Annotated in this window: 19 protein-coding genes; 10 read left to right on the forward strand and 9 right to left on the reverse strand. The window is 65.3% G+C overall.

The window, feature by feature from the left end; genetic code table 11:
* Positions 1-54 precede the first annotated feature (54 nt).
* Genes J5M86_RS06800 through J5M86_RS06815 form a run of 4 tightly spaced genes read left to right on the forward strand, consistent with a single transcriptional unit; the run spans position 55 to position 3,950 of the window.
* The gene (locus J5M86_RS06800; RefSeq protein ID WP_244328522.1) at positions 55-1,083 is read left to right on the forward strand and encodes a branched-chain amino acid ABC transporter permease; all 1,029 of its coding nucleotides are present in this window, start codon (positions 55-57) and stop codon (positions 1,081-1,083) included.
* Positions 1,080-2,243: a branched-chain amino acid ABC transporter permease gene (locus J5M86_RS06805; protein WP_188060825.1), complete on the forward strand. Its 1,164-nt coding sequence runs from the start codon at positions 1,080-1,082 to the stop codon at positions 2,241-2,243. The genes J5M86_RS06800 and J5M86_RS06805 overlap by 4 nt, the downstream gene beginning before the upstream one ends.
* A complete protein-coding gene (locus J5M86_RS06810; RefSeq protein WP_255427576.1) occupies positions 2,240-3,247 on the forward strand; it encodes an ABC transporter ATP-binding protein in 1,008 nt (335 codons plus the stop codon). The genes J5M86_RS06805 and J5M86_RS06810 overlap by 4 nt, the downstream gene beginning before the upstream one ends.
* Entirely contained in the window at positions 3,234-3,950 is a 717-nt protein-coding gene (locus tag J5M86_RS06815; RefSeq protein ID WP_188060824.1) for an ABC transporter ATP-binding protein, read from the forward strand. Before J5M86_RS06810 ends, J5M86_RS06815 begins: the two co-directional genes overlap by 14 nt.
* Before the next feature lie 184 nt (positions 3,951-4,134).
* Here the strand turns inward: J5M86_RS06815 and J5M86_RS06820 are convergent, their stop codons facing one another.
* Positions 4,135-4,929, reverse strand: coding sequence for a DUF554 domain-containing protein (locus J5M86_RS06820; protein WP_208965119.1), 795 nt, complete (start codon positions 4,927-4,929; stop codon positions 4,135-4,137).
* Positions 4,930-5,044: 115 nt separating this feature from the next.
* On the opposite strand from J5M86_RS06820, the gene J5M86_RS06825 reads away from it, so the two are divergent.
* The gene (locus tag J5M86_RS06825; RefSeq protein WP_188060822.1) at positions 5,045-5,626 is read left to right on the forward strand and encodes an N-acetyltransferase; all 582 of its coding nucleotides are present in this window, start codon (positions 5,045-5,047) and stop codon (positions 5,624-5,626) included.
* A gap of 208 nt (positions 5,627-5,834) precedes the next feature.
* Here J5M86_RS06825 and J5M86_RS06830 read toward each other — a convergent pair whose 3' ends face one another.
* Entirely contained in the window at positions 5,835-6,257 is a 423-nt protein-coding gene (locus tag J5M86_RS06830) for a PaaI family thioesterase (RefSeq protein ID WP_244328557.1), read from the reverse strand.
* A 67-nt stretch (positions 6,258-6,324) separates the two neighbouring features.
* Between J5M86_RS06830 and polA the strand changes: the two genes are divergently transcribed.
* The gene (polA, locus tag J5M86_RS06835; protein ID WP_188060821.1) at positions 6,325-8,994 is read left to right on the forward strand and encodes a DNA polymerase I; all 2,670 of its coding nucleotides are present in this window, start codon (positions 6,325-6,327) and stop codon (positions 8,992-8,994) included.
* Between the two features lie 34 nt (positions 8,995-9,028).
* Here the strand turns inward: polA and J5M86_RS06840 are convergent, their stop codons facing one another.
* Together J5M86_RS06840 and J5M86_RS06845 are read right to left on the reverse strand one after the other, a co-directional pair.
* Positions 9,029-10,333: a lipopolysaccharide biosynthesis protein gene (locus J5M86_RS06840; RefSeq protein WP_188060820.1), complete on the reverse strand. Its 1,305-nt coding sequence runs from the start codon at positions 10,331-10,333 to the stop codon at positions 9,029-9,031.
* A gap of 20 nt (positions 10,334-10,353) precedes the next feature.
* The gene (locus J5M86_RS06845) at positions 10,354-11,067 is read right to left on the reverse strand and encodes a class I SAM-dependent methyltransferase (protein WP_188060819.1); all 714 of its coding nucleotides are present in this window, start codon (positions 11,065-11,067) and stop codon (positions 10,354-10,356) included.
* Positions 11,068-11,119: 52 nt separating this feature from the next.
* Between J5M86_RS06845 and J5M86_RS06850 the strand changes: the two genes are divergently transcribed.
* Both J5M86_RS06850 and J5M86_RS06855 read left to right on the forward strand, forming a co-directional pair.
* Positions 11,120-12,841 carry a hypothetical protein gene (locus tag J5M86_RS06850; RefSeq protein WP_188060818.1) on the forward strand — a complete coding sequence of 574 codons (1,722 nt, stop codon included), beginning with the start codon at positions 11,120-11,122 and terminating at the stop codon, positions 12,839-12,841.
* Between the two features lie 42 nt (positions 12,842-12,883).
* Complete coding sequence (locus J5M86_RS06855) at positions 12,884-13,024, forward strand: hypothetical protein (protein WP_188060817.1); 141 nt, start codon at positions 12,884-12,886, stop codon at positions 13,022-13,024.
* Here J5M86_RS06855 and J5M86_RS15740 read toward each other — a convergent pair.
* From J5M86_RS15740 to J5M86_RS06870, 3 genes are read right to left on the reverse strand one after another with little or no spacing between them, the layout of a single operon-like run.
* Positions 13,005-14,108 carry a glycosyltransferase family 4 protein gene (locus tag J5M86_RS15740; protein ID WP_188060816.1) on the reverse strand — a complete coding sequence of 368 codons (1,104 nt, stop codon included), beginning with the start codon at positions 14,106-14,108 and terminating at the stop codon, positions 13,005-13,007. The genes J5M86_RS06855 and J5M86_RS15740 overlap by 20 nt on opposite strands.
* Before the next feature lie 3 nt (positions 14,109-14,111).
* Positions 14,112-16,121 (reverse strand): hypothetical protein, encoded by a 2,010-nt coding sequence (locus tag J5M86_RS06865; RefSeq protein WP_188060815.1) that lies wholly within the window; start codon positions 16,119-16,121, stop codon positions 14,112-14,114.
* Positions 16,122-16,168: 47 nt separating this feature from the next.
* Positions 16,169-17,578 (reverse strand): bifunctional glycosyltransferase/class I SAM-dependent methyltransferase, encoded by a 1,410-nt coding sequence (locus J5M86_RS06870; RefSeq protein WP_244328525.1) that lies wholly within the window; start codon positions 17,576-17,578, stop codon positions 16,169-16,171.
* 205 nt (positions 17,579-17,783) lie between these two features.
* Here J5M86_RS06870 and J5M86_RS06875 point away from each other — a divergent pair, with 205 nt between their 5' ends.
* Positions 17,784-18,635, forward strand: coding sequence for a 2OG-Fe(II) oxygenase (locus J5M86_RS06875; RefSeq protein WP_188060814.1), 852 nt, complete (start codon positions 17,784-17,786; stop codon positions 18,633-18,635).
* On the opposite strand, the gene J5M86_RS06880 is transcribed toward J5M86_RS06875, so the two are convergent.
* Positions 18,621-19,736 carry an acyltransferase gene (locus J5M86_RS06880; protein ID WP_188060813.1) on the reverse strand — a complete coding sequence of 372 codons (1,116 nt, stop codon included), beginning with the start codon at positions 19,734-19,736 and terminating at the stop codon, positions 18,621-18,623. The two genes, J5M86_RS06875 and J5M86_RS06880, sit on opposite strands and share 15 nt — an antisense overlap.
* 149 nt (positions 19,737-19,885) lie before the next feature.
* On the opposite strand from J5M86_RS06880, the gene J5M86_RS06885 reads away from it, so the two are divergent.
* Positions 19,886-20,872 carry a DUF3068 domain-containing protein gene (locus J5M86_RS06885; RefSeq protein WP_208965121.1) on the forward strand — a complete coding sequence of 329 codons (987 nt, stop codon included), beginning with the start codon at positions 19,886-19,888 and terminating at the stop codon, positions 20,870-20,872.
* A 67-nt stretch (positions 20,873-20,939) separates the two neighbouring features.
* Here J5M86_RS06885 and J5M86_RS06890 read toward each other — a convergent pair whose 3' ends face one another.
* Positions 20,940-21,770: a class I SAM-dependent methyltransferase gene (locus J5M86_RS06890; RefSeq protein ID WP_188060811.1), complete on the reverse strand. Its 831-nt coding sequence runs from the start codon at positions 21,768-21,770 to the stop codon at positions 20,940-20,942.
* Between the last annotated feature and the right edge of the window lie 110 nt (positions 21,771-21,880).

The raw sequence follows: 21,880 nt of genomic DNA on the forward strand, positions 1-21,880 counted from the left end.
CGTTCGTCCGACAGGACGGACGGGCCCTCGCCCGGTATCTGAAATGAGGCTTGCATGACAGCCCTTCATGCGGCGGTGCCGATGCTGAACGCGCTGGCATCCGCTGATGAGAACTCGTGGATCAGTTTCCACTGGCAGGAGTTGGCCGACAACTTCTGGAACGCCACCTTCGACGGACTGACCTTCGGCGCCATCTACGCGCTGGTCGCCCTCGGTTACACGCTGGTGTACGGCGTGCTCAACCTGATCAACTTCGCCCACTCCGAGGTCTTCATCACCGGTGCCTACGCCGTGGTGTTCACCCTGTCGGCGCTCGGTTTCGGTGCCTCGGTGCCCAACCTCGGGTGGGGCGCGATCATCCTGAACCTCTTGCTCGCGCTCGTCGTGGCGATGGTCGTGTCGTCACTGGTAGCGCTCGGGGTGGAGCGAATCGCCTACAAACCATTGCGGGCGCGCAACGCACCCCGCCTGGTCTTCCTGATCACCGCGATCGGTATGTCCTTCGTCATCCAGTACGCCTTCTTCTGGTGGCGCGGTGCGGTGGCCGAACCGTCGGTGACGATGTTCGAGGACAAGCCGATCTTCATCATCTTCGGCTCGACCATCTCGCTGTCGACGCTGATCATCGTCGGTGCCGCCGTGGTGATGATGGTGGGCGTCGACCAGTTGATCCGCCGCACCCGCGTCGGCCGCGGAATCCGCGCCGTCGCACAGGACCCCGACACTGCCACGCTGATGGGTGTCAACCGGGAGCGGATCATCATGATCACCTTCGTGATTGGTGGAGCGCTCGCCGGTGCGGCAGCCCTCTTCTACGTCATGAAGGTGCCTGCCGGCGTCCAGTACAACGGTGGCTTCATCCTCGGCATCAAGGCGTTCACCGCTGCCGTCCTCGGTGGTATCGGCAACATCCGCGGCGCTCTGCTCGGTGGTTTGTTGCTCGGCGTCATCGGCAACTACGGCGCCTGGTTGCTGGGTAGTGCCCAGTGGATCGACGTCGTGTCGTTCATCATCCTGATCCTCGTGCTGATGGTTCGCCCTGACGGCATCCTGGGATCCAACCTGGGGAAGGTACGCGCATGACCCCTCCCATTGACAGCGTCGCCGGTGTCCAGGCCAAGGCCGACGAACAAGCCGAGGAGACTCGTGGCGGCGGCCGCTTCGCGGGTCTGTCGAAGTGGTGGAACGGGCTGGAGCGCTGGCAGCAGTGGGGTGTGCTCTCCATCGCCGTCGTGCTGCTCTACCTGCTGCCGATCCTCAACCCGCCGATCCTGTCGACCGAAAGTGCGGGCTACAACTTCCCGCTCGCCTGCTTCGACGCCGCACGGTTCGCGCTGGTCGCACTCGGTCTGAACGTCGTGGTCGGCCAGGCCGGCCTGCTCGACCTGGGATACATCGGCTTCTTCGCAGTGGGTTCGTATGTCGCGGCATTGTGGACCAGCCCCGACTCCACGATGGTCAAGATCCCGTACCTGGCCACCCTGCCGCTGGCGATGATCGTCACGGGCATCGTGGGCATGCTCATCGGTATACCGACGCTCCGACTGCGTGGCGACTACTTGGCGATCGTGACCCTCGGTTTCGGTGAGATCATCCGCCTGCTCGCCACGATCATCCCGGCGCTCAAGGGCAACACGGGCTTCCAGAGCATCGGACGCCCGCCGGGCACCGATGACAAGGGTGTGCCGATCTTCGTCCAGAGCAACGGAACAGCGTGGTACTGGCTCATCCTGACGGTCATCATCATCACGATGCTGCTGTTGGGTAACCTCGAGCGCTCGCGCGTGGGTCGCGCCTGGATCGCGATCCGTGAGGACGAGGACGCCGCCGAGGTCATGGGCGTTCCTACCTTCAAGTTCAAGATGTGGGCGTTCTGTCTCGGTGCAGCACTGGGCGGCTTGTCGGGTGCGATCTTCGCCGGCCAGGTCGGCTTCGTGAACAACCAGAAGTTCGACGTCGCCACCTCGATGCTCTTCATCGCGGCGGTCGTCATGGGTGGTGCCGGCAACAAGTTCGGCGCGATCCTCGGTGGAATCCTGGTGTCGTACCTGCCGATTCGCTTCATCTTCATCGCGGAGCAGAAGTACCTCGTCTTCGGAATCATCCTGGTTCTGATCATGATCTTCCGTCCGCAAGGTCTGTTCGGTGCCCGAAACCATCTGCTCGCGTACGGCAAGAAGGCCAAGCGTGTGGCAGCCCGGTTGCGTCGGGACGCCGGTCGTGAACAGGAGGTCACCTCATGAGTGAGAACCCCAACGAGGTCATGGGCGGTGAGCCGGGCGAGGGTGCGGAGAAGCACACCTACAGCCCTGGCCACCTGAGCCTGAGCAAGGGCGAGCCGGACACCGAGGAGCACGCGGCTGACCTGATCGAGGACGAGGAGTTGCATCCCGACGCCCCGCCGCCGCTGGACTCGGAGGCGGCGCACATCGTCGAATTCGAACGCAATGTGGCGGTCGAGGTCGGCGAAAAGCTGGTCGAGATCGACAACCTCACCGTGAAGTTCGGCGGACTCACCGCACTCGATGGCGTCACCTTCGACATCAAGCGCGGCGAGATCCTCGGTCTGATCGGCCCGAACGGCGCCGGCAAGACCACCTGCTTCAACGCGATGACGGGCGTCTACAAGCCGACCGCGGGTTCGGTGCGGTTGGAAGGAAAATCCCTGCTGGGGATGAAGAAGAACGCGATCACCCGAGCGGGTTTCGCGCGCACCTTCCAGAACATCCGGTTGTTCGGTGAGATGACGGCGCTGGAGAACGTCGTGGTGGGCCTGGACGCGCGTCACAAGACGAGCGTCTTCGGTGCACTGGTGCGATCTCCGCGTCACATCCGCGAGGAGAAGTCGGCGATCGAGCACGGCATGGCGCTGCTGGAATTCGTCGGCATCGCCGACAAGGCCCAGGAACTCTCCCGCAACCTGCCCTACGGCTACCAGCGCCGCCTGGAGATCGCGCGCGCACTGGGCACCGAGCCCAAGCTGCTGTGTCTGGACGAGCCGGCCGCAGGCTTCAACCCGGCGGAGAAGGAAGAGCTCATGGGGCTCATCCGCACCATTCGGGACGAGGGCTACACGGTGTTGCTCATCGAGCACGACATGAAGCTGGTCATGGGTGTCTGTGACCGCATCGTGGTGCTGGAGTTCGGCAAGAAGATCGCCGACGACGTGCCGAAGGCCATCCAGGCCGACCCGGCAGTCATCGCGGCGTACCTGGGAGTGGAGGACGACGAAGATGGCGTTGCTTGAGATCAGGGACCTCGCGGTCCACTACGGCCGGATCCAAGCGCTGCACGGGATCTCCCTCGACGTCAACGAGGGTGAGATCGTCTCGCTCATCGGCGCCAACGGTGCCGGCAAGACGACGACGATGCGTGCGATCGCCGGTCTGCTCAACTCCTCCAGCGGGTCGATCACCTTCGACGGCCAGGACATCACCAAGGTGCCCGGCCACAGCCGGGTGGGTTTGGGAATGTCGCTGACCCCGGAAGGACGCGGTGTCTTCCCGGCAATGTCGGTGCTCGACAACCTCGACATGGGCGCGTACGCGCGCAAGAAGAACGAGGCCGAGTACAACGAAGACCTGGAGCGGGTGTTCACCCTCTTCCCGCGCTTGAAGGAGCGCGAGAAGCAGGCCGGCGGCACGATGTCCGGTGGCGAGCAGCAGATGCTCGCGATCGGGCGCGCGCTCATGGCCCGCCCGAAGTTGCTGCTGCTGGACGAGCCCTCCATGGGCCTCGCCCCGCAGTACATCCGGCAGATCTTCAACATCATCAAGGAAGTCAACAGCCAGGGCACCACGGTGCTGGTGGTGGAGCAGAACGCCAACCAGGCGCTCAAGATCGCCCACCGCGCCTACGTGCTGGAGACCGGCTACATCACCCGTGAGGGCACCGGCGCCGAACTCGCCGCCGACCCCGCGGTGAAGGCTGCCTACCTCGGCGCCGACTGATTCTGCATCGGTCTGTTCGCACGAAACAGTGAACCCCTGGTCGCCGCAGCGACCAGGGGTTCACTGCGTCCGGGCCGGTACGCGAAGGCGACCAACAGGGAAATCGGCGTGAGAATGTGGGGTTCGTGCGCGTTGCGAACCCCACAAACTCGCGCCGATTCTGTGGACGCTGGCAAGCGCTGTCTCAGCGCAGGCTGATGACCACCTGGGTCAACAGGGGAGCGACGATCAACGCCGGCAGCATGTCGCCGACCGGGATCTGCTTGATGTTGAGCAACCGTAATCCGATGGCCACCAGCATCAGACCGCCGGTCGCGGTCAGGGCAGCGATGTGGGCGTCCGGCAGCACCGACCCGAGCAGCACGCCGGCGATGGTGAGGCCGCCCTGGACCACCGCGACCGATACGGCCGAGAGCAGCACGCCGATGCCGAAGGTCGAAGCGAAGGCCATCGCAGCGAAGCCGTCGAGCACCGACTTCAGCACCAGCTGGTCGATGCCGCGTCCCAGGCCGTCGTTGAGCGAACCGAGGATGGTGAGCGGGCCGACGCAGAACAACAGGGACGCGGTCATCCAGCCTTCGATGAAACGTTCGCGCGCACTGCTGTCGGTTTCGGCGCCTTCGTGCTCGACAGGTGCTTTGCTTCCCGGCTTGCGACCCACGGCCGCCTGGATCTTGCCGGCGAGGCTCTCCAACCGGTCTTCGATGCGCAGGATGCTGCCGCTGATGCCACCGATGAGCAGGCTGCCCAGCACGATGAGCAGAGGCGCTCCGGAACCGACCGTCGCGGCCAGGCTGCCGTCGGTGACCATGATGGCGTTGAGCCCGGCGGTGAGCAGCGTGACCAGTCCGAGGCAGTCGGTGACGACCGACCGGGTGTGCGCCGAAAGGCGATGCCCGACAAGCATTCCCAGCACCGCGCCGACGGTGATGGCGGCGACATTGATGAGGGTGCCGAGCCCAGGGAAAGCGCTGCTCACGGGCCGTGACTCTAGCGCCGCGCACAAGTTGCTGCGTTGGTGTCCCAACGTCATCTGAACAGGCGTACAGTTCGGCGAGTGGTCGGGGTTCCGGTCCTACAACCGAGGAGGTGCCATGGCTCGCACCAGCGTGCGTCGCGTGCAGAACGACTCAACCGACATGGCCTCGTTCGAACGACTCTGGACCGATTCACGGGTGGCCTCGGGTCAGACCCGTGATTGGGCATCCCGCATGATCCGGGACGGCCGGTTGATTGCCGCGGTCGAGCACCCGGATGTGCGAGTCTTTCTGGCGCACAGTGGCGCCGACGCCACCGGATATGTGGTGGTCGTGCGTAGTCCGTTGTCGACCCTCAGCGCCGAACCGGCGGTGTGGATCGACCAGTTGTACGTCGATCCTGCGCACCGGCGCTCGGGCGTCGCCCGGAGTCTGCTTGCCGTCGTCCCGATCACGGCCGAAAGCATCGGCGCCGGAGTGATCACCGCGGCGGTGCCCGCGGGTCACCGCGACACCAACCGCTTCTTCGCGCGGCTGGGCTTCACCAACACCACCACCCTGCGCTCCACCACGGTCGCCGCGCTGCGCCGCCACCTGGAGCCGGAGCTCGCAGGCGAACGCGCCGGCGGTCAGGCGGTCGTCCGGCTGCGCCGCTCAATCCGCGGACGGGCCCGCACCCGCCAGCCCCGCGTCAGCTGAGGGGTACTTTCCCGTTGGTTGGGCCCTCGCGAGGGACGATCTCCAGCGCTGGTTGAGCGCTCGGCGGGACGAGCGAGGAGTTGAAACCCGCCGCGTTCCATCGACTACGACAGCCCGCTGCGGACGCAGTCTGCGCGCAGGCCACCGCGTTTCGAGCCGTGGGACTTCACTTCGTCAGTCCCGCGGCTCGACGAGCGGTGAAGAAGAGCTACTTCGCCTTCGTGGGGTTGTCGCGAAGCATGCAGGTGATCCTCGAGGTGCACACCCTGCGACCTTCGTCGTCGGTGATGACGACGTCGTACGAGGCGAGGGTGCGGCCGATCGAGATGGCGGTCGCCGTCGCGGTGACGAAGCCGCTGCGCACACCGCGGTGATGCGTGGCGTTGATGTCGAGACCCACCGCAGCACGCTCGGGGCCGGCGGCCAACGCTGAGCCCACCGAGCCGACCGTCTCGGCCAGCACGACGCTGGCGCCACCGTGTAGCAGGCCGTACGGCTGGGTGTTGCCCTCGACCGGCATGCGGGCCACGACCCGTTGCGGCGATGCCTCCAAGAACTCGATCCCCATGCGGTCAACGAGGGTGCCGGCGTTCATCTGATTGAACATCGCGACCAGTTCGGGGTCGTTCATGATCGAGGCGTCGGGGGCGGCAGCGGTGCCGGTGTTGTTGTCGGTCATGGGGCATAGGGTGCCATGTGTGAAGCGACTGCTGCTGTTGGACGGACATTCCCTGGCCTATCGCGCCTTCTTCGCGCTCCCGGCGGAGAACTTCTCGACCACCACTGGTCAACACACGAATGCGGTGTACGGGTTCACCTCGATGTTGATCAACGTGTTGCGCGACGAGGAGCCGACCCACGTCGGTGTCGCCTTCGACGTGTCCCGCCAGACCTTCCGCACGCAGGAGTACGCCGAGTACAAAGCCGGCCGCTCGGCCACGCCTGATGAGTTCAAGGGGCAGGTGTCGCTGCTGCACGAGGTACTCGACGCGCTGCGCATCACCTACGTCGAGGTCGAGGGTTACGAGGCCGACGATGTCATCGCCACCCTCACCACGCAGGCGCTGGCCGACGGTTTCGACGAGGTGCTCATCTGCTCCGGCGACCGCGACGCGCTTCAGTTGGTGACCGATCAGGTCACCGTGCTCTACCCGGTGCGCGGCGTCTCCGAACTCGCGCGCATGACGCCGGCCGCGGTGGAGGAGAAGTACGGCGTGCTGCCGGAGCGCTACAGCGACCTCGCAGCGCTGGTGGGGGAGTCGTCCGACAACCTGCCCGGCGTCCCCGGCGTCGGCCCGAAGACCGCGGCGAAGTGGATCGGGCTCTACGGCGACCTCACCGGAGTCGTCGCACACGCCGACCAGATCAAGGGCAAGGCGGGCGAGTCGTTCCGTGCTCACCTCGACGGCGTGCTGCGCAACCGTCGGCTCAACGAGTTGGTGCGCGACCTCGCCCTGCCGGCCACCCCGCAAGAACTCGAGCGCAAGGTGTGGGACCGCCAGGAGGTGCACACCGTCTTCGACGGCTTGGAGTTCCGCGTGCTGCGCGATCGGCTCTTCGCCACGCTCGAAGCGGTCACCGAGGAAGCCGACGAAGGCGTCGAGGTCGACGGCGAAGTGTTGGCGCCGGGCGTCGTCGCCGAGTGGATCGGGCAACACCTCAGCGGCAAGACATCAGCAGGTGTGGAGGTCATCGGCCGGTGGGTCCGCGGCAGCGGTGAAGCAGAGGCGGTCGCGGTCTCGGCTGACCAACAGGCCGCGTACATCGACCTCACCACCCTCGACGAGCGCGGCGAATCAGCGTTGCGTGAATGGTTGGCTGACCAAGCGCGTCCGAAGGTGTTGCACGATGCGAAACCGCAGGCACAGATGCTTGCGGCCAGCGGTCTGCCGATCGAAGGAGTCATCTCCGACACTGCGCTCGCTGCCTACCTGGTGCGGCCCGACCAGCGGTCCTACGACCTGGCCGACCTCGTGCTGCGCTACCTCAAGCGCGAACTGCGCGCTGACGCCGAAGTGCCCGCACAAGGCACCCTCGACTTCGGTGGCATCGACACCGCAGCGCAGGAGGCGATGGTGCGCGCCGCCGCGGTCGCCGAGCTCGGCGAAGCGCTGCGCGCCCAGCTCGACAACATCGGCGGCACCGACCTTCTCGCCAAGGTCGAACTCCCACTCACCGGCGTCCTGGCCAGGATGGAACGGGTCGGCATCGCTGTCGATCTCGAAGCCATGCAGCAGCTCGAGTCCGACTACGCCGACGGCGTGCGCCAAGCCCAGCTGGACGCCTACGACGCCATCGGTGGCGAGCAGATCAACCTCGGCTCGCCGAAGCAGTTGCAGGTGGTGCTCTTCGACCAGTTGCAGATGCCGAAGACCAAGAAGACCAAGACCGGCTACACCACCGACGCCGACGCGCTCACCGATCTCTACACCAAGACCGAGCACCCCTTCCTTGAGGCCCTGCTGCGGCACCGCGACTGGTCACGACTGCGCGTCACCGTCGAGGGCCTCATGAAGTCGGTGGCCGACGACGCCCGCATCCACACCACCTATCTGCAGACCGTCGCCGCCACCGGGCGTCTCTCCTCGGTCGACCCCAACCTGCAGAACATCCCGATCCGCACCGAATCCGGCCGTCGCATCCGCGAGGCGTTCGTCGTCGGCGAAGCCTACGAGTCGCTCATGTCCGCCGACTACAGCCAAATCGAGATGCGCATCATGGCCCACGTCTCCGGCGACGCAGGACTCATCGAAGCCTTCCGCACCGGCGAAGACCTCCACCGATTCGTTGGTGCGCGGGTTTTCGGAGTCGAGCCCGAAGATGTCACCCTCGAGATGAGGTCGAAGGTAAAAGCGATGTCCTACGGCCTCGCCTACGGACTGTCGGCGTTCGGCCTGTCGAAGCAGCTCACCATCAGCACGGCAGAGGCCAAAGACCTGATGGACGAGTACTTCCACCGCTTCGGGGGAGTGCGCGACTACTTGCGCTCCGTCGTCGACGACGCTCGCCTGACCGGTTACACCGAAACGATGCTCGGCCGGCGCCGCTACCTGCCCGACCTCACTTCCGACAACCGCCAACGTCGCGAGATGGCCGAACGCATGGCCCTCAACGCACCCATCCAGGGCTCGGCCGCCGACGTCATGAAGATGGCCATGCTCGGGGTGCAGCGCGCCCTCGACGACACCTCGTTGAAGTCGCGGATGCTGTTGCAGGTACACGACGAACTCGTGCTCGAGATCGCACCGGGGGAGCGTGACCACGTTGAGGCGTTGGTGCGCGACCAGATGGGCTCGGCGGTCGCGATGGACGTGCCGCTCGACGTCAGCGTCGGCGTGGGGCGGTCATGGCACGAGGCCGCGCACTGATCCGCGGATCGCACGGTGCTGGCCGTGAGGGCGCTCAGCGCACCGGCGGCTGCTCCGGTGAGGTGAGGTCCTCGACGAGGGCCGGCTCGTAGGTTTGCACGGTGACCTTGTCCGACCGAGTCATGACGTATGCGGCCAAGACGACGAGCAGGGCAGTGTCGCAGGTGAGTTTCAGACTCACCATCTGCTGCGCATTGTGTACGGAAAGAGCTGATCCGATGAAGACTCCGACGGCGAGCCACACCAGCCATACGGCACGTGCGTGGCGGCCCGCAATAGCGCCGTAAATGAGCAGCTGAACCATCGCGAGGACAGTTCCTACGACGGCGAAGATGGGCAACGACGCCTTTACCTCTTCGTAGGCGGCGCCGCCCACGAACTGCAGCGCGACGTTGGGTAGGAGCAGAACACCGGCGATGGTGGTGAGCCCGATGAGGGCAACGAGGCCCAGCCCTGCGACGTGGGTCATTTTTCCCGATGTGTGGCGAGCCATTGCCGGGAACGCAACGACCACGACGAACTGCGGCAGAAAGAGCACGCCCTTGGTCAGCACCAAGCCGGCGGCATACAGTCCGGCCTCGTGGTGCGGCACGAGTTGGCGCGCGACCACCACATCGATGTTGGAGAGCATGAAGAATGCCAGCAGCACGTGCGAGTTGTGGACAACCTCGTGCCACAGGCGTATGTCTTCGGGCGCGTCGACCTGCGCATCGGGATCTGCGGATACCGGGATCCGAGCGCCCGCCGGCCCAGGTCGATTCGCGAAGAAGTAGGCCGTCGCAGCCGGAACCGCAGCTGCTACCGCAACGCCGATGCACAGACTCAATGCCGTTGGGGAAATCGCGAGAGCGACCAGGCCGATCCCCAGCCGGGCAGTCCCCATTGCGGTGTACACGAGCGAGAGCTGGAGCCAGCGCTCCTCCCCTTGGAGAATGCCCGAGAACCCGCCCATGAGCGTCAGAAGACTGGCCGAGACGGCCAGTGCGATTGCCGTCATGACGGAGCCGAGGTCCATCAAACGGGCCAGAGCCGGCGCCAGCACGACGCCCGCGGCGAGCACGATGATGGCCGCGCGGACAGTCAGTGCCTGAATTTGGACGGTGCTCGAAGTCTGATTGTCCGGTCCGCGCGCGATTCGCCGGGCCCCGGCCGACTGCAGCCCGAGCGAAAGGACATTCAGGATGATCAACGCCCCGAGGACTGCGGAGAAAGTGCCGAATTCCGCGGGGCCGAGGGATCGAGCCGCAAGCAGTGTCAGTCCGTACGTCGTGACGTTCATGATCATGATGCCGCCGGCAATGAGAACCGACCGGGCAACATCGGGGAATGAACGGGACATGAGGCGAGAGCGTACTGCGATCAGTAGGGATCGAACGGGCCGCTGTGCCCGAGATATTCGGTCAGGCCGCGAAGCCGTAGGCGAAGCAGCACCTTGATGATGAGGTTGCGCAGGAACCACGGCAGGTGACCGAGCGCGCGAAGGCGTTCACGCCCATGAGGGGCACGGGCGTCGAAAACGGCCAGCGAGCCGATCCTGTGGGTCAGCGTGAGGCGACGTGACGTGGGAAGTGCGATCAGCAATCCGAGCGTGACCCCGAGCGAAGAGAAGGCGTCGTGAACCGCTACGTGGCCCCCGCCCCGTACGTGCTCAACCCATCTCAGATCACGCAGGAGCGAAAGAGTGTCGTGCTTGCCGTCGATGTATAAGAGGTCCAGTTGGTCATCGGCGTCCCATGCGTCGAGCGCGGCGTTACTGGTCATCGTCAGGAGTGTGACTTGGCCGGCGATGTCGAGCCGGTCGAGGTTGGCGAGAAACTTGTCGCGGATTGTCTGGCCGGCGAAGAGACGGGCCGTGACGAAGGGGTCGACCGCAGTCACCCGGGCGTCCTCACGCGCCAGAGCCAGGGTGGCCGTGGATCGCCCCTGGTGTGATCCGATTTCCACCACGCTCGCAGTGGGCGCGCGTTGGATGAGCCGAGCCAGCTCGTGCGCCTGGTCGAAGGTCAGCCAACCGGGAATGGAATCGACCAGCGCCCAGTCTCGGGTGGCGATCTCGCGGTCGTTGCCTGGCATGGTTGACTCCATCAAGTTCTGACCCACGCGTCCCCGTCTCGAGAGGCTCCCCGTGATCCGTGCTAGTCGTCTGCCGTCACGGACGACGAGCATCCTGGCGCTGGTGGCGACAGTGACGGTTGGTCTTCTCACCTGGCCGCTCGTCGCGGGACGAGGTTACCCGCTGGGGCGGGACCTCGTCTTCACGCCTGACCAACCTTTCACGCCGGAAGGCCTCGGAATCTCCCATGCCTTGCCCAGGGCCGTGCCGCTGGACGCCGTGGTCGCAGTCCTCGATTCCCTCGTCCGCGGCGAGGTACTCGCGCGTGCCGGAGTGATCGGCGGTCTCCTGCTCGCGGCATGGTCGGCCGCCCGCGCGTCGCGAAAGCTCTCGCTGCCCGCTCGGGTGCTCTGCGTCGGGTTCTCCGTCTGGAACCCATACGTCGTGGAACGGCTGGCGCTGGGCCAATGGGCTCTGCTGCTCGGGTATGCGGCCTGCTGGGGTTGCCTCGCCGTAGCTCTCGACGAAGCCGAGCGTCGGTCCGCGAGGAGGGTCGGCCCGTGGTTGGCGCTCGGTGGGCTGACGCCAACGGGCGGTCTGCTCGCTGCCGGTTCGGCGATCGCGTTGTTCGGGCGTGCGAAGGGCCGGCGGACCGTCCTGCTGTTCAGCGTGCTGGCGCAACTGCCCTGGCTGCTCCCAGGGCTCCTGTCGGGCACCCGGGGCGTGCTCTCCGATCCTCGGGGGGTCATGGCGTTCGCATCGCGCACGGAGCGCCCGGGGGGCGTCGTTTGGTCGCTCCTCGGTCTGGGTGGCATCTGGGATCGGTCAAGCGCGCCCCTGAGTCGATCGGGAATCCTCGGGCATCTCACCTCGGCGCTTGTCCTGTGCGCTCTGCTCGGTGCCGTCGCGCTGTTGTGGTCGGGGCCCCGTCGACGCCTCGCTGTCGCTTTACCCGTCGCCTGCACGGCGGTGCTCGGATTCGTCCTTGCGGCGGTCAGCTCCGTCGGGTGGGGTGAGAGGCTCCTCGTCGAGCTTGTCAACGAGGTGCCCGGTGCCGGGCTTCTACGCGACTCGCAGAAGTGGCTGGCGTGGTTCGTGGTGGCCGCGGTCCTTGCGGTTGCCTGGTGCGTCGATGTCTCGTTGGAGTGGGTGGGCAAGCATCTGCCCGTCCTCTCGATGTCGGCTGTCAGCCTCTGCGTTGTGCTTCCGCTGGTCTGCCTTCCGGATGCGCATCGGGTGGTCTGGCCCACGATCAGCCCGGTGAGTTACCCGGCCGATTTCGACGCTGTCGCCGCGATGCTCGATGAGCCCGGGGGTGTAGTGGTCACCCTTCCGTGGCGCTCCTACCGTCGATTTACCTGGGGAAACGCGGTGACGGTCTACGACCCTGCTTCGCGATGGTTCGACACGCCGGTCATCGGCTCGGACGACCTTGTTGTCGGTGGCTCAACGATCGCGGGTGAGGATCCGGTCAGTCGGGAGGTTGCCACCGCGCTCGCCGGGCCGGAGGCCACGTGGGCGAGCCGGCTCCTGGCACTCGGTGTCACTCATGTGCTCGTGTATCTGGACGATCCGGAGAAAGTCACGCGAATCCCGGGAGCAACGCGGGTGTACAACGGCGCCTCGCTCGCACTCTGGACGCTTGGACCGGCACGTCCCGGACAGGTTGCCGAAGTGGGTGCACGCTGGACGACTGGCGCTCGGGCTCTCGCGCTCGTCGATGGCGTTATTGGTGTGATTCTTCTGGGTGCCCCGTTCAAGTTACGGGCTCGGCGGACGAGAAAAGGGGCGTAGTCCCTGCTACGCTGCCGAAGACCCTCTTGAAAGGATTTTGGCTTGCTCACCAACATCGTGGCCCCGGCCATCGCGGGCGTGCTCCTCGCCGCCGTCAGCCTCTTCGGCGTCGTGTCGTCGACCATTGGCGCGCCGAGCGCGAACCCGGCCAAGCAGGCTGTCATCACCTACGGCGACCGGTAAATTCGCTTCGGAGCACTGTTTCGAATTCACCCACACGGTCAGAGCCTTCCAGTTCCGCTGCGTAGGCTTTTGCCGCGTGTCCACGCCGGCTGACTTCCGCCGGGTCTCGCAGTGCCGATGCAGTGGTCAGCACGAGTTCTTCGAGGCTGTCCACCAGCCATCCCGTCACGCCGTCCCGGATGGATTCCTTCAGACCACCACTTGAGCGATACCCGATGCTCGGCACGGCATGTTGGCCCGCCTCGGTGACGACGAGGCCCCAGCCTTCCTTGGCTGACGGCATGAGCATGAGCGCCGCGTGGTCGAGAACTCGCTCCTTCTCAGCCTCGGTAACTTGCCCGTGGAAGTTGACACGCTCATCAATGCCGAGGTCTCGCGCCATGGCCTCAAGAGCCGACCGACTCCACCCATCCCCGACGACGTCGAGGGTGAGCGCGGGGAAGCCGGGGGCCAGTTGTTGCACCGTGAGCAGCGCGTGGTGCACCTGCTTGTGGGGCACCAACCGAGCGAGCACGACCAGACGCATCGGATCCTTCGCCGGGCCGGCGTCCCTCTGGCATGGCCCTGGTGCGCTGTTTCGGACCACGGTAATCCGTTCGTCCCGGTACCCCAGTTGCACCAGGTCGCGCCGACTTGCCTCTGAGACCGTCACGACCCGATGCCGCCGCGCTGAGCGCGGAGCGAGCCAGGACTCGAGGAACCATCCCAGGTGCCCCTTCGGACCCGGGTAGATCAACTTCCACTGGGTCTTATGAACGTGGTGAACGAGCGCAACGACCGATCGTCCAGGCAGGAAGCCAGCGGCGAACGGTACACCGTTGATGACGTCGACCAGCGCGGTGGAGCGTTCCTCGCGCATGGCTCGAAGGAAGCCGCGGGGAAAGACACCGAGACGACCGCCGGCTCTTTCGTGCGCAACTCCATTAATGGTGTCGCGACGGGGGAGGCCCCTTGGTCGTGCCGATCGGACCGTTACCTCATGGCCGCGGGCGATCAGGCTTTCGGCAATTGCTTGGACATAGCGTTCTGAGCCGCCGGCCTCGGGGTGTTCGACGTCCCGCCAGGCGAGAAATAGGACTCTCACGGGTCATTTGACCCGGGAAAGGACCTGCTGGCACAGCGGCAGCGGCCTACCGGTGAGGTCGCGGACGGTCAGGCCGTGCTGAGTTGCGATAGTTGCGGAGTCCGCAGCCACTATTCGGCCGGGGCGGGAGACCCATGTGGTCGGGTCGTAGTTCGACCAGGGAACGTAGGCGACGTGACCGCCCGGTGTGCTGGTGATGTCGGCATATCCCAGGTCCGAGCGCACGCCGAGGCCCAGACGAACCTGCGATCCCTTGTATATCGAAAACCAGGGTCCGGTCACCTCGCCGTCGGCTGCGGAGACAACCACACGCGCGAGCCGGAGGTCACCGATTTCAAGTTGTACGGACCTGTCCACGGGTCCATGGACGACGAAGAGCGGGACTCGGCCCTTCTTGTATCGCTCATCCAGCGAGAGTCCCGCTACCAGTGGTCGCTGCTCGACCAGAACCCACTGGTCGTAGGCGTCGCCGGTATTGACGAAGAGCGCGTCACAGTCTCCTTGGATGAAGAAGGAGTCCGTGGCTCCGCCTGCGGGCACGGCCTCACCCTTCGTCATCAGCGGTTTGAGGGCGGAGTGGCCAGGAAGCGTGAGTTGGCGGGTGATGTAATCCTCCAACTTGGAACCCCGCTGGTTCATGGCAATCGTCGGCACCGCAGTGAGGGTCTGCACGACAAGGCTCGCGGCCGCGCCGGACGCGACGAGTGCGAGGAATACCCCGCGCAGCACTGTGGGTACCCGGGCGAGCCCGCGCCAGGCGAGCCAGAACCCGATGGCGCCGCCTACGACCAACAACGGTACGAACTCGCTCGTGTAGCGGTGCGTCATGTAGCCGTACATCAGCACGGGCATGATCGTCAGGACAGCCGCGGCGAGAGGTGCTGCCAACGGTCGCGTTCGCGAGGACCGCACCCACCAGGGGAGGGAGAGTAGTGCGACGACAGCCAGCAGGGACAGCAATGGCATGAAGGCTGTGACCGAACCCGTGCGGTAGGTCTGGTCGAACACGACGTCTCCGATTCCCGCCGCGGGGCGTGCGGGCAGGGAGATCCAAGGAAAATACTCGGTGAACCGGATGCCGTCCGGACGAAGATAGGCGAGGGTGGTGCTCGGGATGAATTGCGGGCCGGTGATCGTCCCGCCATTGGCAGCCAGAGCCTCCCGCCGGTGCTCGTTGACGGTCGTCCACACTTGGCGCTCGAGGGGGAAGAGGTATGGGTGCCCGAATTTCACCATGTTCAGGGTTACCGAGGCCGCCAATGGAACGAAACCGGCAAGGGCCATCGGTGCAGCAACCGAGAGTCCGGCGCGGCGGCGCCGCAGGACGATGATCCCGGCGGTCACGAGGCAGACGCCCGCAAGCGCGAAACCGCCCGTTGACCGAGTCATGATCTGCCCCACGACTGCTGCCCCGATCCACCACGCCGCGGTGCGTGACGGGCTCTGCACATATCGCACCAGCCAATAGGCAGCAGAGACGAAGAATGCCGCAGACCATGCGTAGACCTCGTGGTACACCCACGGCAGGGCGGCATCGAACGTCAGCGTCGTACCGCCGGTCATCGCTGCAATCAGGGCGGCGACGCCGAAACATTCACCGATCGTCGGCTGCTCGGTACGCACGATGCACGAGCGGATCAGCCACACCAATCGTGTCGTCATCACGGCGAAGATGGTCCAGGCGACGGCCATCATCAGCACGGTGAGCCTGCCGTCGAACTCGTGCGTTACCAGCAGCACCGGCATCCGGGCGACCGCCGGGAACGGCGGAAAGTACATGTACGTCTTGCCGTCAACGACGAAACCTTCGATGCCGAGAGCATCCTTCGGTACCGACAGATGGCCCGCCAGCAGGGCACGTGCCTGGATGTCGAAGAAGTTGGAGGCGAACCCGAAGGTGTTGGCCGTCCGGCCGGGGTTCCAGCCGAAATCAAGCAGGGTGCCGAGGAACACCAAGCCACCGATGACGAGACCTCCGATGGAGGCCACGAGTTTGCACGACGGCCTTCTCATGGCAGTCCTTCGGCGGTACGAGCGTCGGGTGAGTGGAATTGAGTCGCTCACGCCGACCGTTCGACACGGAACAACAACTGATAGCCGAACATCGAGGGCCAGGCCTGAGATGCGGCGTGGTCGATCTCGCCGAGATGCTTGATCACAGATGTCATCGCCGTGCGAGGGCCGGCCCGGTCGACGACGTCCACAGGAGCGCCGACTGTGGTCGCTTCGACGGCGACGAGTCCGTGCCGTTTCAGCAGCTGGGTGAAGGTCTTGCGCGTGAAGAAGCGCACGTGCCCCTCATCGAGCGGACCTCGGGAGTCGTAACCGAAGCGACCCAGAGCGATTCGACCGCGCGGATACCAGTGGCTGATGTTGGGAACGGAGATGAGGATCTGCCCACCCGGAGCGAGATGAGCGACCATGCTGTCCAGCAGTGCGCCGGGGTCGACGACGTGCTCCAGGACGTCCGCAGCGATGATCGTCGCGTAATCGGTCGGCAATTCTGGCGGCAGACCGGTCGTCAGATCGGCGCGGTAAAAGGCGTCGAGGCGGTCCCGCACACCTTCGTGTTCAACGAGATCGACACCGTGAACCACGTGGCCCTGCCCGCGGACCGCCTCGTCGAAACGGCCGTCCGAGCATCCGACGTCGAGAACCTTGCCGGCCGGCGTCTCGGCGGTCCAGGAAAGGATCCGCCCGTGGGACGAATGAGGTGAGGGCTTGAATTGGTACGCGTTGGGATCGAGGACCGTGCCGCGACTGCCGAAGCCCATCCTTGAGGCGCGGTAGGCCAGGACGTCCAGAATGACGTCCTTGGCATAGCGGATGCCGTTCACTCGGCAGATCTCATCGCCGTAGTAGGTCGGGATGGGTACCTCGCCGATGGTGAAACCGGCGTCGTGGAGTCCGAGAATGATTTCGGTGTCGAAGTCGAAATCGTTGGAGTAGCTCTGGAAGTCCAGGGCAGCGAGCGCCTTCACGCTGTACGCGCGGTAGCCGCTGTGCCACTCGCTTAGTCCCAGCCCGGTCAGGCGGTTCTGGGTGGTTGACAGGATTCGATTGCCGACGAACTTGTAGAGCGGCATGCCGCCCTTGAGTGCGCCACCGCTTGTCAGCATCCGTGATCCGAAGACCGCGTCAGCCTCCCCGCGTGCGATGGGGTGTACGAGGTCCTCGATCATCTCCGGCGCGTATTGCCCGTCGCCGTGGAGCAGTACCACGATGTCGAGCCCGTGGTTGATCGCCCAAGTGTAGCCGGCCTTCTGGTTCCCGCCGTAACCGAGATTCTGCGGGTGCTTGACGACCGTCATGGCCAGCGACGACTTCGACTGGTAGTCGCGGCCGATCTCGTAGGTCCTGTCCTGGCTCGCATCGTCGGCGAGAAGGACGTGGTCCACGGTCGCCTGGAACGAAGCGGGCAACCGGTCCAGAGTGGCAGCCAACGTGGTCTCGGCGTTGTAAGCGACCACGAGGACTCCGACGCGGGGGGCGCCAGCGGACCTGACCGGCGGAACGGACGATCCGACCGACGTGGCCGAAGACGTCACGGGCACAGCGGAAGAATTCACTGACGCTCCATCTGAGGGCGGGGAGCCGTGCCGCTCCCGCGCAAGGAGTTCGCAGTGTACAGAACTCGCTGGTAACAATGGAGATCTATATGTCATCATGCTGCGTATGTCTCTTGACCTGGTCGACCTCCCACGTCTTCGCGCCGAACTCGATGCGATCGCACCGCAGTACCGCGGGGCGCGGCCGTTCCCGCACGTCGTCCTCGACAATGTGCTGAAGCCCGAGGCCTTCACGGCTGCGGTTGCAGCCTTCCCTGCGACGGACGATCCGTTCTGGAAGGGTTACCTCCACGTCAACGAGACCAAGTACTCCAACACCGAGCCCGACACGTGGAGCCCCGTGCTCAGGGCGATCGCGCAGGACTTCTGCTCGGAGGAGTTCGTTGCCTTCCTCGAGGAGCTCACCGGCATCTCCGGACTGCTCCCGGACTGGTCGATGGACGGCGGTGGTTTGCACCAGACCCTGCGCGGTGGGCACCTCAACATCCACACGGACTTCAGTACTCACCATGACCACGAGGATTGGGCTCGCCGGGTCAACATCCTTCTGTACCTGAACGAGTCGTGGCCGGAGGAGTGGGGCGGTCAGCTCGAACTCTGGAACAAGGACGTGACGCGGCGCGAGGGTCTGGTGACGCCGTTGGGCAACCGGATGCTCGTCTTCACCACCAGCGGCGAGAGCTTTCACGGCCACCCCGACGGCTTGAACTGCCCGCCGGGTGAGGCGAGGCGCTCCCTTGCTCTCTACTACTTCACGGTCGAGGACTCGGCAGTCCGCAAGTCGACGAACTACCGCGCTCGTCCCGACGAGGGACTCAAGCGCTACGCGATCGCTGCTGACCGTGTGGTGCTCGACATGTACGACCGTGCGAAGCGTCGCCTGAATCTGTCCGATTCGACTGTTCAGGCTGCCCTCGAACGGGTGCACACCGTCCGGAGGCAGCTACGCCGTCGATGACCCCGGCCGAGTCCAGCGCGACCTCCGGAGCCATCCACCAATCGGGCGCTCCACCAGTCGGATGAGCAGGTAGCTCAAACCCCCGGCGAGCGCGAGCCCGACCGCGGTTCGTGCGGGCCATGCCCAGTCGCCCGTGTGGCGGGCGACGAAGAAGAACACCGGGTAATGCCAGACATAGATGGTCAGCGAGTTCTGGCCGAGCCACGCAAGCGACTGGATGCTGAGGACCCGGGAGGCAAGGGCGCTGTCGGTCGCGGCGAGACCTGCCGTGGCCAGCACCGTGCCGATCGCCATGGCCTGTCCCTGCCACCCGAAGTAGGAGCTCGAGCCCCCGACCGTGAGGGTGAGGGCGAGTAGCACGACAAGGCCAGTGATCGCGACTGCATGCCACGGCACCTGCAATCGTCGCCACCAAGGTGCGGTTGACGCGAGCAACGCACCCCAGAGCATGCCGTCGATGCGGGTCGAGGTGCGCAGCAGGGTGAGCACCATGTTCGGCTCGGTGGTCATCAGATGCGCTCGCCACCAGATGACGAGGCACAGGAGCGCCCCGATGGTGGCCGCGAACAACCACAGGCGGTGCCGCTGCATGAAGAAGAGCGCGGTGAGCAGGAGTACTCCCTGCACGAAGACACTGACATACCACAGGTGCCCGAGGTCGGCGCGAGCCGCCAGCGCACTGTTCTGTACATACCAGTTCCACGTGAAGGTCGATATTGCCCAAGCGCTCTTGCGTGTCGTCGACGGCGGGGTGTCGTCGGTGGGGTCGAGCACCGACACCGCAAGAATCGCGACGACGAGTACGAGGACCGGGACCGCAATGCGGATCACTCGGCGCAGGACGGCCCGGACGTAGTCCGCGCTGCTGCCGTTGGACGGCAAGCGCATGAGGCCGGCGATCAAGAGGTAGCCGCCGGCCACCAGGAAGACGGTCACTGCGAGATTTCCACTGCGCAGCACCTGCCACCACGGGGCATTGCTGCCGGATCCGCCCCCGGGCCATAGCGCCCAGCCGTGCGACAGGACGACGAGGACGAGCGCCAGACCACGGAGGCCGTCGAGGGCAAGGTTCCGTGATGGCGGATCCTGGACGTCGGTCATGGTGGGACTGTACCCACCCGCAGGAGGGATGCGTCTCGTGGCGCAAAACGTCGCCCTAGATGCTATGCCGGTGGCCTTATGCACTGCTACGCTCAGCCGACTCCGGGAGCCCCGGGCCGACATGAGGAGAAATTGCGTTGCGCGGATTGTTGACCAAGGTACTGGTGTTCCTGGGAGCCTTCCTACTAGCCGTAGCTGTGGTGGCAAAATTCTACGCTGCTAACGAGGTAAAGCGAACCCCGCTCGACACGAACACGGTTACGCACCTGAGCGGCAAGGCGTCCATATTTGATGGCAAGTCGATGGTTGACACGCCGGTGACCGCGTTGAGCACCACGCTCGCGGATTCGGCGGCATCGACGAAGGACGTCGTGCTGTTCAAGACGTCCTCGTGCTTGATCAAGGCTGAGGCGGGTAGCGGTCCGGATTGCGTTTCCGCCGATGACCCGCAGAAGCGACTGATTGCCGCCGGAACGGATGTTTTTGCAACCGACCGACGCACGGGCCTGGCCGTGAGTGACTTCAAGGGGCTTCCTGCGGACGCCGAGCGCAAGTCGGGCCTTATGAACAAGTTCCCCTTCGACGTCGAGAAGAAGACGTACCCGTTCTGGGACGACTACGCGAAGAAGGCCATTGACACCAAGTTCGTCGGCACGGAGAAGCTCAACGGGCTCGAGACTTACAAGTTCGCCTACGAGGTGAAGGCTGCTCCCATCGAAATCAGTGGCGCTGCGGGCACCTACGACACCGAGAAGACGATGTGGATCGACCCCGTGACTGGATCGATTCAGAAGCAGGAGCAGCACCTGGTTCAGCGGATGGCCAGTGGTCAGACGGTCATCGACATCAACTTCGCCTTCACACCGGAACAGGTCGCGGAGAACGTCAAGTCGGCGAAGGAGAGCGGAACCAGCCTTAAGCAGATCGGCTCGACCGTGCCCCTACTCGGAACCGTGGTCGGACTTCTGCTCCTCGCAGTTGGACTGCTGATGTGGTTCAGCAACCGGAAGCGGAACGCGGGCGGTGCGTCCCGCTACGACGACGATGTCGACCGTAACGCCGGTGTGGGCGGCCTGCTCGACTCCGACGGCGTTGACGACACGGCACCGATTCGTCGATCGAACCACCGGTCGTAGTTGCCACTGACAGCCACTGACACGGTGAAGGGCTCCCACCATCGGGTGGGAGCCCTTCACCGTGTTCTCAGGGCTTCGTCGCCAGATAGATCGCGGTCCCCGGGATGACCTTGCCGCGCGTCGGGCTCCAGCCACCCCAGTTCTGCGGGTTGCGCTCCGGCCAGGTCGGCTCGATCACGTCCTGCACGATCAGGCCGGCGGCGACGATCTCGCGCAGCCGGGCACCGAAGGTGCGGTGGTGTTCGACATAGGTGACCACGTCGGCGGCTTGCTCCACGTACGGCGTGGTGTCGAAGTAGCTGTACTCGGCAACCAGGCCGGCCTCGCCCGGCACGTCCGGGAAGGACCACCGGAAGGGGTGCGTGGTCGAGAAGACCAGACGCCCCCCGGGGCGCAACACCCGGGCCAGCTCACGCATCAAGGACGCGGTGTCGGCGATGAAGGGCACGGCGCCGTACGCCGAGAAGGCCAGATCGAAGGTCTCGTCGGCGAAGGGCAGCACCCCGGCGTCCGCCTGCACGAGGGGCAGGTTGCGACCGTCGCGGCGGTCGATCTGCTGACCGACCTCGAGCATGCCGAGGGAGATGTCGGACGCCACCACCCGGGCACCCTGCGCCGCCATCCACCGGGCGCCCTGGCCGGCGCCGGCACCGAACTCCAGCACGTCGCGTCCGGTGAGCCCTCGTCGATTGCCGAAGATCCGCAGCTCCTCTTCGGTCCAGCCCTCCGGACCCCAGACCAGTTGTTCGTCGCCGAGGAACGCGCCGTGCTCGAGGTAGTAGTCGCGGGCCTCGCCGTCCCACCACGCGCGCTGCGCGCGGGAGCTCTCCCGGTCGTCGACGTGATGGTTCTTCCCGCGCCCGGCCGAGGGGCCGCCGGGGGTTGCCGAGTCGTCCATGATCCGCGTCCTTTCATCGGACGGATTGGGTCCAGAAGTGGTTTTGCCCACGTCTTGCACAGCGGGTAGGGTAGAGAGGCACTTTCGTGTGCGCAGTATCCCGTCGGTCC

This window comes from Yimella sp. cx-51, assembly GCF_017654605.1.
GTDB lineage: Bacteria > Actinomycetota > Actinomycetes > Actinomycetales > Dermatophilaceae > Yimella.